The organism is Streptococcus oralis (genome assembly GCF_016127915.1).
Classification (GTDB): Bacteria; Bacillota; Bacilli; order Lactobacillales; family Streptococcaceae; genus Streptococcus; species Streptococcus oralis_BO.
In genome coordinates, this window is record NZ_CP066059.1 from 1501985 (window position 1) to 1516296 (window position 14312).

Below are 14312 nucleotides of genomic sequence, written 5' to 3' on the forward strand. Positions count from 1 at the left end.
ATTGAACTTCGTTTCAATTTGAACTGAAAATCAATAAGTTTAAAAATAGCTAGGTCTGCTGGCCTAGCTTTTGGTTCAAAGTAGAGAAAGGAATATCATGGTAAATCATTTCCGTACGGATCGTGTGGGCATGGAAATCAAGCGTGAAGTCAATGAGATTTTGCAAAAGAAAGTCCGTGATCCGCGTGTCCAAGGTGTGACCATCACAGATGTTCAGATGCTGGGTGACTTGTCTGTTGCCAAGGTTTACTACACCATTTTGAGTAACCTGGCTTCGGATAACCAAAAAGCTCAAATTGGGCTTGAGAAAGCAACTGGTACGATCAAACGTGAACTTGGTCGCAATTTGAAATTGTACAAAATCCCAGATTTAACCTTCGTCAAAGACGAGTCCATAGAATATGGAAACAAGATTGACGCAATGCTACGCAATCTGGATAAGAACTAATACTCTTCGAAAATCAAATTCAAACCATGTCAGCGTCGCCTTGCCGTACTCAAGTACAGCCTGCGGCTAGCTTCCTAGTTTGCTCTTTGATTTTCATTGAGTATAAGAAAGAGGGTCACCCCTCTTTTTTGTTTCCAGAGCATGATTATTACTATTTGACGATGTATTCATCTGCTAAAAATCGGTTTAAAAAATTTGTAAATTTCAAATAGTATGATATGATAAAGTCTGATATGGATGAAAAACGGAGAGACATATGGCTAAACAAGATATAGCTATGCAAGTGCTGCAACAAGTAGTAAAATTACCCGTGGTCAAAGTTGATCGGGAGAAATTTTTAGTAGAAAAGTTTTCAAAGGAATTAGATCGTAAGGATATTCCAACTTTGATTGAACAAGGACCGACTTCTTTGTTGCCTCAAGAAAGCTTGGATCGCGTGGCCAAGGCCTGTATTAAGGACAATGTCCTGTTAGCCAGTGGAACATCGGTGTTAGCAGGTCTACCTGGAGGTCTTGCTATGGCGATCACTATCCCGACAGACGTAGCCCAGTTTTATGCTTTTTCATTGAAATTAGCTCAAGAACTAGGGTATATTTACGGATTTGATGATCTTTGGGCATCGCGCAATGAGTTGAGTGAAGATGCTAAAAACACGCTTTTACTGTATCTCGGTGTGATGCTGGGAGTAAATGGTGCAGGTGCCCTACTTCGATCAGGCGGTGTGACAGTAGCCAAACAAGTCATAAAAGTAGTGAACAAGAAAGCTTTGACAAAGACGCTCTGGTATCCTATTTTAGAAAAAGTTTTGAAAATTTTTGGTGTTAATCTGACAAAAGGAGGCTTAGTTAAAGGGATGGGGAAAGTGATTCCTATCTTAGGTGGAGTCATTTCTGGTGGCCTAACCTTTGCGACCATGAAGCCAATGGGAGAAAGATTGCAACAGGAATTGTCCAAGCTAGTCAACTACAATGAAGTGCAATATCAAAGAGACGTTGATACTATTCGAAAAGAGGTCGAAATCATCGAAGGAGAGTAATATGGGATTCATTAAAATTCTAGCCAAGACTTACGGGAATTACTTTTTTGTGATGCAAAGCCTCAAAGTCCTGAAGAACATGAAAAAAGATGACAATGCTCTAGTAGGTTTCGGGAAAGTACTGCTTGCTGACAAGTTGATGGATGTAGCCCAGTGGCTCGCAAAACCAGACGATAAGGAATAACTTGAAATGAAAGAAACTAGCAGGAACTCCGCTGCTAGTTTTTTAATCTCTTCCCATATGGTATAATATAAGCAGTAAAATCATTTTATACTCTTCGAAAATCTCTTCAAACCACGTCAGCTTCACCTTGCCGTAGGTATAGATTACTGACTTCGTCAGTTCTATCCACAACCTCAAAGCAGTGCTTTGAGCAGCCTGCGGCTAGCTTCCTAGTTTGCTCTTTGATTTTCATTGAGTATTAGAACATACATGGAGGTCGTCATGGACAATATCATCGATGTGTCAATTCCCGTTGCAGAAGTGGTGGATAAGCATCCAGAAGTCTTGGAAATCCTAGTGGAACTGGGTTTTAAACCACTTGCTAATCCCTTGATGCGCAACACAGTCGGTCGCAAAGTATCGCTTAAGCAGGGTTCTAAACTTGAAGGAACTCCTATGGACAAGATTGTCCGCACACTGGAAGCGAATGGCTACGAAGTGATTGGATTAGACTAATGGCAGATGAACGGATTCATATCCTACGGGATATTTTGCTAGAATTGCACAATGGCGCCTCTCCCGAGTCAGTTCAGGAGCGTTTTGATGCAACCTTTACAGGTGTCTCAGCTATTGAGATTTCCCTCATGGAGCACGAGCTGATGAACTCAGACTCAGGTGTTACCTTTGAAGATGTCATGGAGCTCTGTGATGTCCATGCCAATCTTTTTAAAAATGCTGTTAAGGGCGTTGAAGTGGAGGATACCGAACACCCTGGCCACCCAGTTCGCGTCTTCAAGGATGAAAATCTGGCCCTTCGTGCAGCCTTGATTCGCATTCGGAGATTGTTAGATACCTATGAGACTATGGAAGATGAGGAAATGCTGGCAGAGATGCGCAAGGGTTTGGTCCGTCAAATGGGACTTTTGGGGCAATTTGATATCCACTACCAGCGCAAGGAAGAGCTCTTCTTTCCCATCATGGAGCGCTATGGTCACGATTCACCTCCAAAAGTGATGTGGGGAGTGGATGATCAGATCAGAGAACTCTTTCAGATAGCTCTAGCGACGGCTAAGGCACTACCAGAAGTTACAATTAGCACTGTAAAGGAAACTTTCGAAGCTTTTGCGACAGAGTTTGAAAGTATGATTTTCAAGGAAGAGTCCATCCTCCTCATGATTCTTCTTGAGTCCTTCACCCAGGATGACTGGATTCAGATTGCGGAAGAGAGCGATTCCTATGGCTATGCTATCATCCGTCCGTCTGAGAAATGGGTTCCAGAAAGACAGAGCTTTGTTGAAGAAAAGAGTGCAGAGGAGCCAGTACAACTAGACACGGCAGAAGGTCAAGTTCAGCAAGTCATCAATACGCCTGAAGGCCAGTTTACTATTACCTTTACCCCTAAGGAAAAGGAAGCGGTGCTGGACCGTCATAGTCAACAGGCTTTTGGGAATGGCTATCTCTCCGTCGAGCAGGCCAACCTCATCCTCAATCACCTCCCTATGGAGATCACTTTTGTTAATAAGGACGATATTTTTCAGTATTACAATGACAATGCGCCAGCTGATGAGATGATTTTCAAACGGACGCCGTCCCAAGTCGGGCGCAATGTAGAACTCTGTCATCCGCCCAAGTACTTAGACAAGGTAAAGGCTGTTATGAAAGGTCTTCGTGAAGGGGTCAAGGACAAGTATGAGATGTGGTTCAAGTCAGAGTCGCGAGGCAAGTTTGTCCACATCACCTATGCTGCGGTACACGATGAAAACGGAGAATTCCAAGGAGTGCTGGAGTATGTTCAGGATATCCAGCCCTACCGAGAGATTGATACGGACTACTTCCGTGGATTAGAATAAGGAGAATCAATGAGTTACGAACAGGAATTTATGAAGGAATTTGAGGCCTGGGTCAATACCCAGATCATGATCAACGACATGGCGCACAAGGAAAGTCAAAAGGTCTACGAAGAAGACCAAGACGAACGTGCCAAAGATGCCATGATTCGCTACGAAAGTCGCTTGGATGCCTACCAGTTCTTGCTGGGTAAGTTTGAAAACTTCAAGGCAGGCAAGGGATTCCATGATTTGCCAGAAGGATTGTTTGGTGAGCGAAACTATTAAAATACAGATACTTTCTTGATTTTTTCCCAAAATCTTGATAGAATATCTTTATTAAATCCTTGTCAGAGCAGGGATTTTTTATTGAAAGGATTTTATCATGTCAAAGAAACTCCAACGTAAAAAACAATTGCGAAATAGCCTTCGTCGCTCAGGTGCCTTTTCAAGTACGGTGACCAAAGTTGTCGAAGAGACCAAAAAAGTCGTGAAACACGCAGAAAAATCTGCCAGCGAAGCAGGAAAAGTTGTCTCTAAAAAAGTGGAACAAGCAGTAGAAGCGACCAAGGAACAAGCTCAAAAAGTAGCCAATTCAGTAGAAGATTTCGCAGCTACTTTGGGTGGCCTCTCAGTAGATCGTGCTAAGACTTTCTATGATGAGGGGATCAAGTCGGCTGCTGACTTTAAAAACTGGACTGAAAAAGAACTCCTTGCCTTGAAAGGAATTGGCCCAGCTACCATTAAGAAATTAAAAGAGCACGGAATCAGCTTCAAGTAATCTTTCTTGCCCCTTGCATTTCCGAGAAAAACTTGCTACAATAGAGCCATTAGAGGTGTTTTGGATCCCACATTTTACAGAAAGTGGCGGTGCTGAGAAGTCCACAAATGTGTCAAAACTGGTTGCTGATGGATGAAAATGAAATAAAAGTGTCTTTGTATATCCTTCAAAGACAAGAGTTGCGGGCCTTGCCCGAAATTGGGTGGTACCGCGGATAAACACATTCGTCCCTGTCATGTAGATGGCAGGGGCGATTTTTTGTAGAAAGCGAGGTAGAAGGATGACAAGAGCAGAGTTACCAGAACGAATAGAGACCGAGCGTCTGGTCTTGCGAGTCCGTACCGTGGCTGATGTTGTGGATATCTTTGACTATGCCAGTAGGCCAGAAGTTTCCTATCCAGCAGGCTTTCACCCCGTCAAGAGCTTGGAAGATGAGATTTATTATCTGGAGCATATTCTGCCCGAGCGTAATGAAAAGAACAATCTCCCAGCGGGCTATGGAATTGTCGCTAAAGGAACCGATAAGGTCATCGGCTCTGTTGATTTCCCTCGTCGTCACGAGGATGATGTCTTGGAGATTGGCTATATCTTACATCCAGACCATTGGGGTCTAGGTTATGTTCCAGAAGCAGCGCGTGCCTTGATTGACCTAGCTTTTAAAAAATTGAATCTGCATAAGATTGAACTGACTTGTTTTGGCAACAATATCAAAAGTCAACGAGTCGCAGAGAAACTTGGCTTCACCCTCGAAGCTCGCATAAGAGACCGCAAAGATGCCCAAGGCAACCGCTGTGACAGTCTGATATATGGCTTGCTAAGGAGTGAGTGGGAGGTGATTTGATGCATCTTTTCATCATTGGGGCTCCAGCTTCTGGGAAAATGACGATTGGGCAAGAACTATCTCGAAAGACAAATGCTACCCTCTTTTATAACCATCAAGCCATCGATTTTGCACTAGAAATCTATCAGGACTATACAGAGGAAATGTGGGAATTTGTTCGTGGAATTACCTTTTCTTTTCTTGGAGCAAGTGCTAGGAATCAGCGATCTGTGATTTTAACAGACGTAATTGATTTTTCAAATCAGTACCAGCTGCTGTATTTGAAGCAAATTCAGGATTTGTTGGATGATTATCATCAAGAGATTCTGTTTGTTGAGTTGGAAACGACACTTGAAGAGCGCTTATGTCGAAATCGAACGGAGAATCGATTAAAGCATAAACCCTTAAAACGACATATTGAGGTATCTGAAAGAGAAATTTTGGAGACTGCTGAAACACTTCAATTAAATTCTCAACATCAACCGAATGAGTTGCACCACTACTTTAAAATAAATAATACGAATCTGTCTGCAGAAGAAGTTGCCAAGCAGATTCAAAATAAAATGAATACAATAGAGAAAGGACAAACACATGTCTAAACAACTTTCACCTAAATACAATCCAGCCGAGGTTGAGGCTGGTCGTTACCAAAAATGGCTTGATGCGGATGTTTTCAAGCCTTCAGGCGATCAAAAGGCTAAGCCTTATTCAATCGTGATTCCACCACCAAACGTAACTGGGAAACTCCACCTTGGTCACGCTTGGGATACAACTTTGCAGGATATCATCATTCGTCAAAAACGGATGCAAGGCTTTGACACGCTTTGGCTACCAGGAATGGACCACGCGGGTATCGCAACTCAAGCTAAGGTTGAGGAGCGCTTGCGTGGAGAGGGCATTAGCCGTTATGACCTCGGTCGTGAGTCTTTCTTGACGAAAGTCTGGGAATGGAAAGACGAATATGCCACTACTATCAAGGAACAATGGGGCAAGATGGGACTCTCTGTAGACTACTCTCGCGAACGGTTCACTCTTGACGAAGGCTTGTCAAAAGCCGTCCGCAAGGTTTTTGTCGAACTTTACAAGAAAGGCTGGATCTACCGTGGTGAGTTTATCATCAACTGGGACCCAGCAGCTCGCACAGCCCTTTCTGATATCGAGGTGATCCACAAGGATGTCGAAGGTGCCTTCTACCACATGAACTACATGCTGGAAGATGGTTCACGCGCCCTTGAAGTTGCGACAACTCGTCCTGAGACTATGTTTGGGGACGTTGCTGTTGCGGTCAATCCAGAAGACCCACGCTACAAGGACTTGATCGGTAAAAATGTCATCCTTCCAATCGCTAATAAATTGATTCCAATCGTTGGAGACGAACATGCCGATCCCGAGTTTGGAACTGGTGTCGTGAAAATCACGCCTGCCCACGATCCAAACGACTTCTTGGTTGGACAACGCCACAACTTGCCGCAAGTCAACGTCATGAACGATGACGGAACCATGAACGAGCTTGCCTTCGAGTTTGCAGGCATGGACCGTTTTGAAGCTCGTAAGGCAGTCGTTGCTAAGCTAGAAGAAATCGGTGCCCTTGTTAAAATCGAAAAACGTGTCCACAGCGTTGGTCACTCAGAACGTACTGGTGTAGTGGTTGAACCACGCTTGTCTACTCAGTGGTTCGTCAAGATGGACCAATTGGCGAAAAATGCTATTGCCAACCAAGACACAGAGGACAAGGTTGAATTCTACCCACCTCGTTTCAACGATACTTTCCTCCAATGGATGGAAAATGTACACGACTGGGTGATCTCTCGTCAGCTTTGGTGGGGTCACCAAATCCCAGCTTGGTACAATGCTGAGGGTGAAATCTATGTGGGCGAAGAAGCACCGGAAGGTGACGGATGGACTCAAGACGATGATGTACTTGATACGTGGTTCAGTTCTGCCCTTTGGCCATTCTCAACCATGGGTTGGCCGGATATAGACTCAGCAGACTTCAAGCGTTATTATCCAACATCAACCTTGGTGACTGGTTATGATATTATCCCATTCTGGGTATCTCGGATGATTTTCCAAGGTTTGGAATTTACTGGCAAGTCGCCATTCAAAAATGCCTTGATTCACGGTCTCATTCGTGACGAGCAAGGCCGCAAGATGTCCAAGTCTCTTGGTAACGGGATTGATCCAATGGATGTTATTGATAAATACGGAACAGATAGCCTGCGTTGGTTCCTTTCAAACGGTTCTGCCCCAGGGCAAGATGTCCGCTTCTCTTACGAAAAAATGGATGCTTCTTGGAACTTCATTAACAAGATCTGGAACATTTCTCGCTACATCCTCATGAACAATGAAGGCTTGACCCTTGAGCAAGCAACGGCCAATGTGGAAAAAGTTGTTAACAAGGAAGCTGGTAACGTCACTGACCGCTGGATTCTCCACAACCTCAATGAAACCATCGGAAAAGTCACTGAAAACTTTGACAAGTTTGAATTTGGTGTCGCTGGACACATCCTCTACAACTTCATCTGGGATGAGTTTGCGGACTGGTACGTTGAGTTGACCAAGGAAGTCCTTTATAGTGATAACGAAGAAGAGAAAGTTATTACACGTTCTGTTCTCCTTTACACTTTGGACAAGATCCTTCGTCTCCTTCACCCAATCATGCCATTCGTGACAGAGGAAATCTTTGGACAAATTTCAGAAGGCTCTATCGTTACAGCAGAATACCCAACTGTTAATCCAGCCTTTGAAGACCTTGCGGCTCACACTGGTGTGGAAAGCCTCAAAGACTTGATCCGCGCCGTTCGTAATGCGCGTGCGGAAGTGAACGTAGCACCAAGCAAGCCAATCACAATCCTTGTTAAGACAAGCGATAGCGACTTGGAAGCCTTCTTTAACAGTAATGTCAACTACATCAAACGCTTCACAAATCCAGAACACTTGGAAATTGCATCAACCATCCCTGCACCAGAACTGGCTATGTCAAGCGTCATCACAGGAGCAGAAATCTACTTGCCACTGGCAGACCTCCTCAATGTCGAAGAAGAACTCGCTCGTCTCGACAAGGAACTGGCTAAATGGCAAAAAGAACTGGACATGGTCGGCAAGAAGCTCTCTAACGAACGCTTCGTAGCCAATGCCAAACCAGAAGTCGTCCAAAAAGAACACGACAAACAAGCCGACTACCAAGCTAAGTACGACGCGACCGTAGCACGTATTGATGAGATGAAGAAGTTGGTGAAATAAACATAGAAACACGGTGGTAAGCCGTGTTTTTTTGGTATAATATCTATAATTACAGTTGACATGCTGTTTCAAAAATGAAAAGGATTATCTTATGTTTTTTTATTTAATTCTATTACTATTCATTTCCATATTATGTTCATCTATAATATATTTTATTCCTTACCACATAATAAAATATTTTCAAAAAAGGAAGGCTATTGTAATAAATAATATTAACAAACTTTTAAATGGCGGAATTGGACAGTTTCCTAGAACAAATTTTGAAAAAATATTATTGAATTATAATGGATTTTCTAATAAGTTAAATGATATATATAATTTATATTTTAAGAAAAATCTGCATCACATAATCAAACTGAGCGTTATTTTTTATTATGTTTCATCTGTTTTGATTCAGAAAATATTTCATGTAAAATTTTTAAATTTATCCTTACTATCATTTCTTGACATTTCTTCTTTTGTTGTTGGTGTTTTGGGAATGTATGGCATTTATATTGGTTTTTTACAGTATACTACAGAGAATAATGAACGAGGGAAGTATCTTGGAAAAAATAAAACAAGCTATGTGTTGAAAGATTTTTTCTGGTATCGTTTTAGTCAAAGTAAAGCGTTTATATTTTCATTGCTAGTTCTTACAATAGTTCCAAATATTATAAAGTTATCACTTCTAACTAATGAAGTGAATCTATATCTAGTTTATCTATGGCAAAGTTCACTACTTTTGTTATTAATTGCTTTTGTATTTCTTCTGAAAATGAGTTTATTTTTGATTAGTATTATATCGACAATAAATTCTGGAGTAGACTATAATTTACAAAGTATAATAAGAGAAAGAATACAAGAGGAATATACTCAAAAATTTTGGATAGAATTTCAAAAAGACTTATATATCAAAAAAATTGATAAAATAGATAGAGAATATACTTTAATTGAATGTTTAATTTATAAATTAAGTTTTTTTAGAAATCATCAATTTATGAGGAAACAATTGCTTTATGATAATTTAGAACCTAGATTCCTATATAATTGGCTAAAGTATGATACAAGGAATTTATCAGAATTTGAAAAGAAAGAATTTATAGAGTTAGTATTTATAGGAATACAAAAAGATGTTTATCAAAAAATAGGTGATAAAAACAAGAAGATAATAAAAAATATTGAGGAATTTCATAGATTTTATAGATTGTTTGTGGAACTGAAATGGAGATTGTTTGTCTCAGATGATAAAAGGTATAGAATTACTAGAAAGAAGCCATCTAATTTGGATATAATTCTTCCTTTTAAATCATGGTATATTTTATTGAATCATGATATCGAAATATTTAATGAATTGTTCAAAAACTTTGACAACGAACAGATATATAATTACTATGTAAAACCAATTAAACAACAGCTTTTAGGATCTACTTTTAGAAGAAAAAATTCTTTGAAGTTTTCAGATAAAACTGTAGAGAATTCTCTTTGGAAAATGATTTTTAGACATCCTCAGCTTGATATGCAAAGAGTATATGATGGGTTAATTATATCGACCAAAAAAATAATAGATAATCATAATCTGTATAAAATATCTGTTAAGAAAAATGGAAATTCTAGGGTATTAAAATTATCAAATTTCCAATATGTCAGATTGAAAGAAAATCGAATTAAGGATAATATAAAAAGTTCCAAAAGATTCAGTAATTTTAAGTTTTATGAGGAAGAATTTGAATATTTTAAATGGTATCAGTTCTGGAAGCAAAAGAATTTATTTCAAAATAATGTTAATTATAATACAAACATTTTTAGGGGTTCAGAACGAACGTTTAATGAGTATTCAAAAGTGTTATTTGAGTCTTTAGAGTATTCTTATGAGCAGTTTAATCAATACCAAAAAAACTGTATATTAAGTATGAATAATGAATACAGTCTTGCTTTTATGTTATATCAATTGTTATATACCGATTATACAGAATGGGACGATAACATTGAATTTTATGATGCTGAGATTAAAAAATTAATGAATTGCGATGAAGAACAACAAAATTATCTTTTTTATCAAGCTAAAGATATAATCTTAAGAACAAATATTAGCGATCGTATTACAGATGAAATTTTAGATAAATTATGGACAAAACGAAATGAAAAAATAACAGGTTTTTATTGGTTTAATCAGTTTGGTAGAAGGCATCAAATGTCAGAACTTAAAATTGTATATGTTCAATGGTTATTGTCAGGTAAAAAATTTCCATTCTCAAGCAGATTTAACTTTATATATGATTCATTCAGCTTTGGTAAAGTGGTAACAAGAGCGAAGAACAGTGAAAAATGTATAAAAGTCTCTGTTAATAAATTACATTGGAAACGTGTTAGCAATAAAAAGAAAATGGATAACTTTTGTAGAGAATATTTGCTACTTACTGATAAGTTAGATTCAATTTTCACAAATGATTTTTATTCGGACAAGCAAAATGATATACAATTATCAGTTGAATATCTTTTGAATACGAATAAAGTTGGCCTATCAAATGTAATAGCAAACCTATCAGTATCAAGTTTATTACGCCTTGAGCAGATATTAATATTTAGGGTCCAACATAATAATGGATATTTTAACTATACTAGTAGAACAATTTTTGATTCCATGACTTCTAACAGTCCATTTTATTGGTCTGGTGGGGAAGGAGTATTAGGATTTTATATCCTCAAAACTATTGATAGTTTTTATCAAGATTTATATTTGGATACACAATTTATAGAGGGGTTTAAATGGAAAATGATTTCTACTTTAAATTCTCAAAATATGATGATTGATGAGTATGTTGAAGTAATCTCACAAAAAGTTTCAATCGTAGACAGTGTTTCTAAGTTTCAAAAAGAAGAAATTATTCGTAAATTAAATGACTTGTTATACAATACTGAAACAAAGAGTAATCAGAGTAAGTTAGCTCATAAGAAAATATACAGATATAGGTAGCGGTGCTAAATACCTCATTTTAATTTATATAACAGACAGATAAATTTTCTTCTCTGGAAAAAGTAAAATCTAAATCAACAATAGTCATGTAAAGTAATAGTTTAATATTTGATTGGGTTATATCTTTTTGAATGAAAATTATAAGCAAAAGATTTATTCGTCTTATACTGGAAAAATCAAGATTTTAGAAATCATCTTATCACATAAAAAACTCAGTCAATTTGTTCTTACAACTCCACCAATCGACTCCATCGGCTGGGTAGCAAAGAAATAAAAAGTCCTGTCACTTTCTCCCATTTAACCTTTGACTATTCCGCAAAATTATCGTACAATAAAGGGTACATGATAAAATGAGGTCAGAGTCTGTTTGCTCTGGCGATAGTAGTATAAATGAGGAGAAACGCTTTGGAATTAGAAGTATTTGCTGGGCAAGAAAAAAGTGAACTATCTATGATTGAGGTAGCGCGTGCTATCTTGGAACTTCGTGGTCGCGATCATGAGATGCATTTTAGTGATCTTGTAAACGAAATTCAAAACTACCTTGGAACATCAAACAGCGATATCCGCGAAGCTTTGCCTTTGTTCTACACAGAGTTGAACTTTGACGGTAGCTTCATCTCTCTTGGAGACAACAAATGGGGGCTTCGTTCATGGTATGGTGTGGACGAAATCGACGAAGAAATCATCGCTCTTGAAGAAAGTGACGACGATGAAGTAGCACCAAAAGCTAAGAAAAAACGCGTCAATGCCTTTATGGATGGCGACTCAGATGCCATTGACTACAACGCAGATGATCCAGAAGACGAAGATGCATACGAAGCAGATCCAGCTCTTTCATATGATGATGAAAATCCAGATGATGAGAAAAATGAAGTGGAAGCTTACGATGCAGAAATCAACGAAATCGCTCCTGATGACTTGGGTGAAGACGTGGATCTTAACGAAGAAGACGATGAGTTTTCTGACGATGATACTGAAACGAGTGAAGAAGAGTAAAAGACTTCACAGAGGAGATCGCCTGATCTCTTTTTTTGTTGCTAGAGCAGGTCATCCGTTTGGATGTGGATCTTTAGTTGGTTTTCTGAAAACAATCTCCTTTTTTCATCTTTTACCGATTCGGGTTGACAAATGTTCTGCTTTGAGGTATCATATTGTTCGGGCACCTCTTTTAGAGGTCGGGGCTCCCTAGTTACTAGGGAGCTATTTTTGTTTTTTCAGGAAGTTTTCTTGAAAAGTCGTTATTCATAAGGGTCTTGTTTTCGATCTCCCCTCGTAGTTAACAAGGCCTTGAGCATTTTAGAAAGAGGAATCTATGTCTACGAAATATATTTTTGTAACTGGTGGTGTGGTGTCGTCTATTGGGAAAGGGATTGTTGCAGCAAGTCTGGGCCGTCTCTTGAAAAATCGTGGTCTCAAAGTAACCATTCAAAAATTTGACCCTTATATCAATATCGACCCGGGAACCATGAGCCCTTACCAGCATGGGGAAGTCTTTGTAACGGATGATGGGGCTGAGACCGACTTGGACTTAGGTCACTATGAACGTTTCATCGATATCAACCTCAACAAATATTCCAACGTGACAACTGGTAAAATTTACAGTGAAGTTCTTCGTAAAGAGCGCCGTGGAGAATACCTTGGGGCAACTGTTCAGGTTATTCCTCATATCACAGATGCTTTGAAAGAAAAAATCAAGCGTGCCGCTGTAACGACCGACTCGGATGTCATTATCACAGAGGTTGGTGGAACCGTTGGGGATATCGAGTCCTTGCCATTCCTAGAGGCTCTTCGTCAGATGAAGGCAGATGTGGGTGCAGATAATGTCATGTACATCCATACAACCTTGCTTCCATACCTCAAGGCTGCTGGTGAGATGAAAACCAAACCGACTCAGCATTCTGTAAAAGAATTGCGTGGATTGGGAATCCAGCCAAATATGTTGGTTATTCGTACGGAGAAACCAGCTGGCCAAGGAATTAAAAACAAACTAGCTCAGTTTTGTGACGTGGCTCCAGAAGCTGTTATCGAGTCTTTGGATGTCGAACACCTTTACCAAATTCCATTGAATTTGCAGGCACAAGGTATGGACCAAATTGTCTGTGACCATTTGAAACTAGACGCACCAGTAGCGGATATGACAGAGTGGTCAGCCATGGTGGACAAGGTCATGAACCTGAAAAAACAAGTCAAGATCTCCCTCGTTGGTAAGTATGTGGAGTTGCAAGATGCCTACATCTCAGTGGTCGAAGCCTTGAAACACTCTGGGTATGCCAACGACGCAGAAGTGAAGATTAATTGGATTAATGCCAATGATGTGACAGCAGAGAATGTAGCAGAACTCTTGTCTGATGCAGATGGCATCATTGTGCCAGGTGGTTTTGGTCAACGTGGTACGGAAGGGAAAATCCAAGCCATTCGCTATGCGCGTGAGAATGATGTCCCAATGTTGGGAGTCTGCTTGGGAATGCAGTTGACTTGTATCGAGTTTGCTCGTAACGTTTTAGGTCTTGAAGGTGCCAATTCTGCAGAACTTGCACCAGAAACAAAATATCCTATCATTGATATTATGCGTGACCAGGTTGATGTTGAGGATATGGGTGGAACCCTTCGTTTGGGACTTTATCCGTCTAAGTTAAAACGAGGTTCTAAGGCAGCAGCTGCTTATCACAATCAAGAAGTGGTGCAACGCCGTCACCGTCACCGTTATGAGTTTAACAACGCCTTTCGTGAACAGTTTGAGACAGCAGGTTTTGTCTTCTCAGGTGTTTCTCCAGACAATCGTTTGGTCGAAATTGTGGAAATTCCTGAAAATAAATTCTTTGTGGCTTGTCAGTATCACCCTGAACTTTCCAGTCGTCCGAACCGTCCAGAAGAACTCTACACTGCCTTTGTTACTGCAGCAGTCGAGAACAGTAATTAGCACAATCAGAACCTTTGAGAAGAATCTCAGAGGTTTTTTAATTCATTCAGGAAAGTCTTGCTAACTCAGGCGCTTGGCAATAAGAATCAGAAGTCTTCTTTCCTCACCGAGGGAAGAGGTTT

General features: G+C 39.7%; 14 protein-coding genes. All 14 read left to right on the plus strand.

The window, feature by feature from the left end; all coding sequences use genetic code 11:
- Nucleotides 1-97: 97 nt before the first annotated feature.
- Complete coding sequence (rbfA, locus tag I6H78_RS07265; protein ID WP_198459253.1) at nucleotides 98-448, plus strand: 30S ribosome-binding factor RbfA; 351 nt, start codon at nucleotides 98-100, stop codon at nucleotides 446-448.
- Between the two features lie 256 nt (nucleotides 449-704).
- On the plus strand, nucleotides 705-1484 hold the full coding sequence (locus I6H78_RS07270) for a hypothetical protein (protein WP_198459254.1): 780 nt from the start codon (nucleotides 705-707) through the stop codon (nucleotides 1482-1484).
- A 1-nt stretch (nucleotide 1485) separates the two neighbouring features.
- Complete coding sequence (locus I6H78_RS07275) at nucleotides 1486-1668, plus strand: hypothetical protein (protein WP_198459255.1); 183 nt, start codon at nucleotides 1486-1488, stop codon at nucleotides 1666-1668.
- 261 nt (nucleotides 1669-1929) lie between these two features.
- Complete coding sequence (locus I6H78_RS07280) at nucleotides 1930-2163, plus strand: DUF1858 domain-containing protein (RefSeq protein WP_000368739.1); 234 nt, start codon at nucleotides 1930-1932, stop codon at nucleotides 2161-2163.
- On the plus strand, nucleotides 2163-3497 hold the full coding sequence (locus I6H78_RS07285) for a DUF438 domain-containing protein (protein ID WP_198459256.1): 1335 nt from the start codon (nucleotides 2163-2165) through the stop codon (nucleotides 3495-3497). The genes I6H78_RS07280 and I6H78_RS07285 overlap by 1 nt, the downstream gene beginning before the upstream one ends.
- A gap of 9 nt (nucleotides 3498-3506) precedes the next feature.
- On the plus strand, nucleotides 3507-3761 hold the full coding sequence (locus I6H78_RS07290) for a DUF1912 family protein (RefSeq protein ID WP_000119707.1): 255 nt from the start codon (nucleotides 3507-3509) through the stop codon (nucleotides 3759-3761).
- 97 nt (nucleotides 3762-3858) lie between these two features.
- On the plus strand, nucleotides 3859-4254 hold the full coding sequence (locus I6H78_RS07295) for a helix-hairpin-helix domain-containing protein (protein ID WP_000038699.1): 396 nt from the start codon (nucleotides 3859-3861) through the stop codon (nucleotides 4252-4254).
- A gap of 280 nt (nucleotides 4255-4534) precedes the next feature.
- Entirely contained in the window at nucleotides 4535-5095 is a 561-nt protein-coding gene (locus I6H78_RS07300) for a GNAT family N-acetyltransferase (RefSeq protein ID WP_198459257.1), read from the plus strand.
- On the plus strand, nucleotides 5095-5673 hold the full coding sequence (locus tag I6H78_RS07305) for an AAA family ATPase (protein ID WP_198459258.1): 579 nt from the start codon (nucleotides 5095-5097) through the stop codon (nucleotides 5671-5673). The genes I6H78_RS07300 and I6H78_RS07305 overlap by 1 nt, the downstream gene beginning before the upstream one ends.
- On the plus strand, nucleotides 5666-8317 hold the full coding sequence (locus I6H78_RS07310; protein WP_198459259.1) for a valine--tRNA ligase: 2652 nt from the start codon (nucleotides 5666-5668) through the stop codon (nucleotides 8315-8317). The genes I6H78_RS07305 and I6H78_RS07310 overlap by 8 nt, the downstream gene beginning before the upstream one ends.
- A gap of 91 nt (nucleotides 8318-8408) precedes the next feature.
- Nucleotides 8409-11270: a hypothetical protein gene (locus I6H78_RS07315; protein WP_198459260.1), complete on the plus strand. Its 2862-nt coding sequence runs from the start codon at nucleotides 8409-8411 to the stop codon at nucleotides 11268-11270.
- A 127-nt stretch (nucleotides 11271-11397) separates the two neighbouring features.
- Nucleotides 11398-11544, plus strand: a complete 147-nt coding sequence (locus I6H78_RS09420) for a hypothetical protein (RefSeq protein WP_232619931.1) — start codon at nucleotides 11398-11400, stop codon at nucleotides 11542-11544.
- A gap of 131 nt (nucleotides 11545-11675) precedes the next feature.
- Entirely contained in the window at nucleotides 11676-12266 is a 591-nt protein-coding gene (gene rpoE, locus I6H78_RS07320) for a DNA-directed RNA polymerase subunit delta (protein ID WP_000418417.1), read from the plus strand.
- 316 nt (nucleotides 12267-12582) lie between these two features.
- The gene (locus I6H78_RS07325) at nucleotides 12583-14190 is read left to right on the plus strand and encodes a CTP synthase (RefSeq protein WP_198459261.1); all 1608 of its coding nucleotides are present in this window, start codon (nucleotides 12583-12585) and stop codon (nucleotides 14188-14190) included.
- Nucleotides 14191-14312 lie beyond the last annotated feature (122 nt).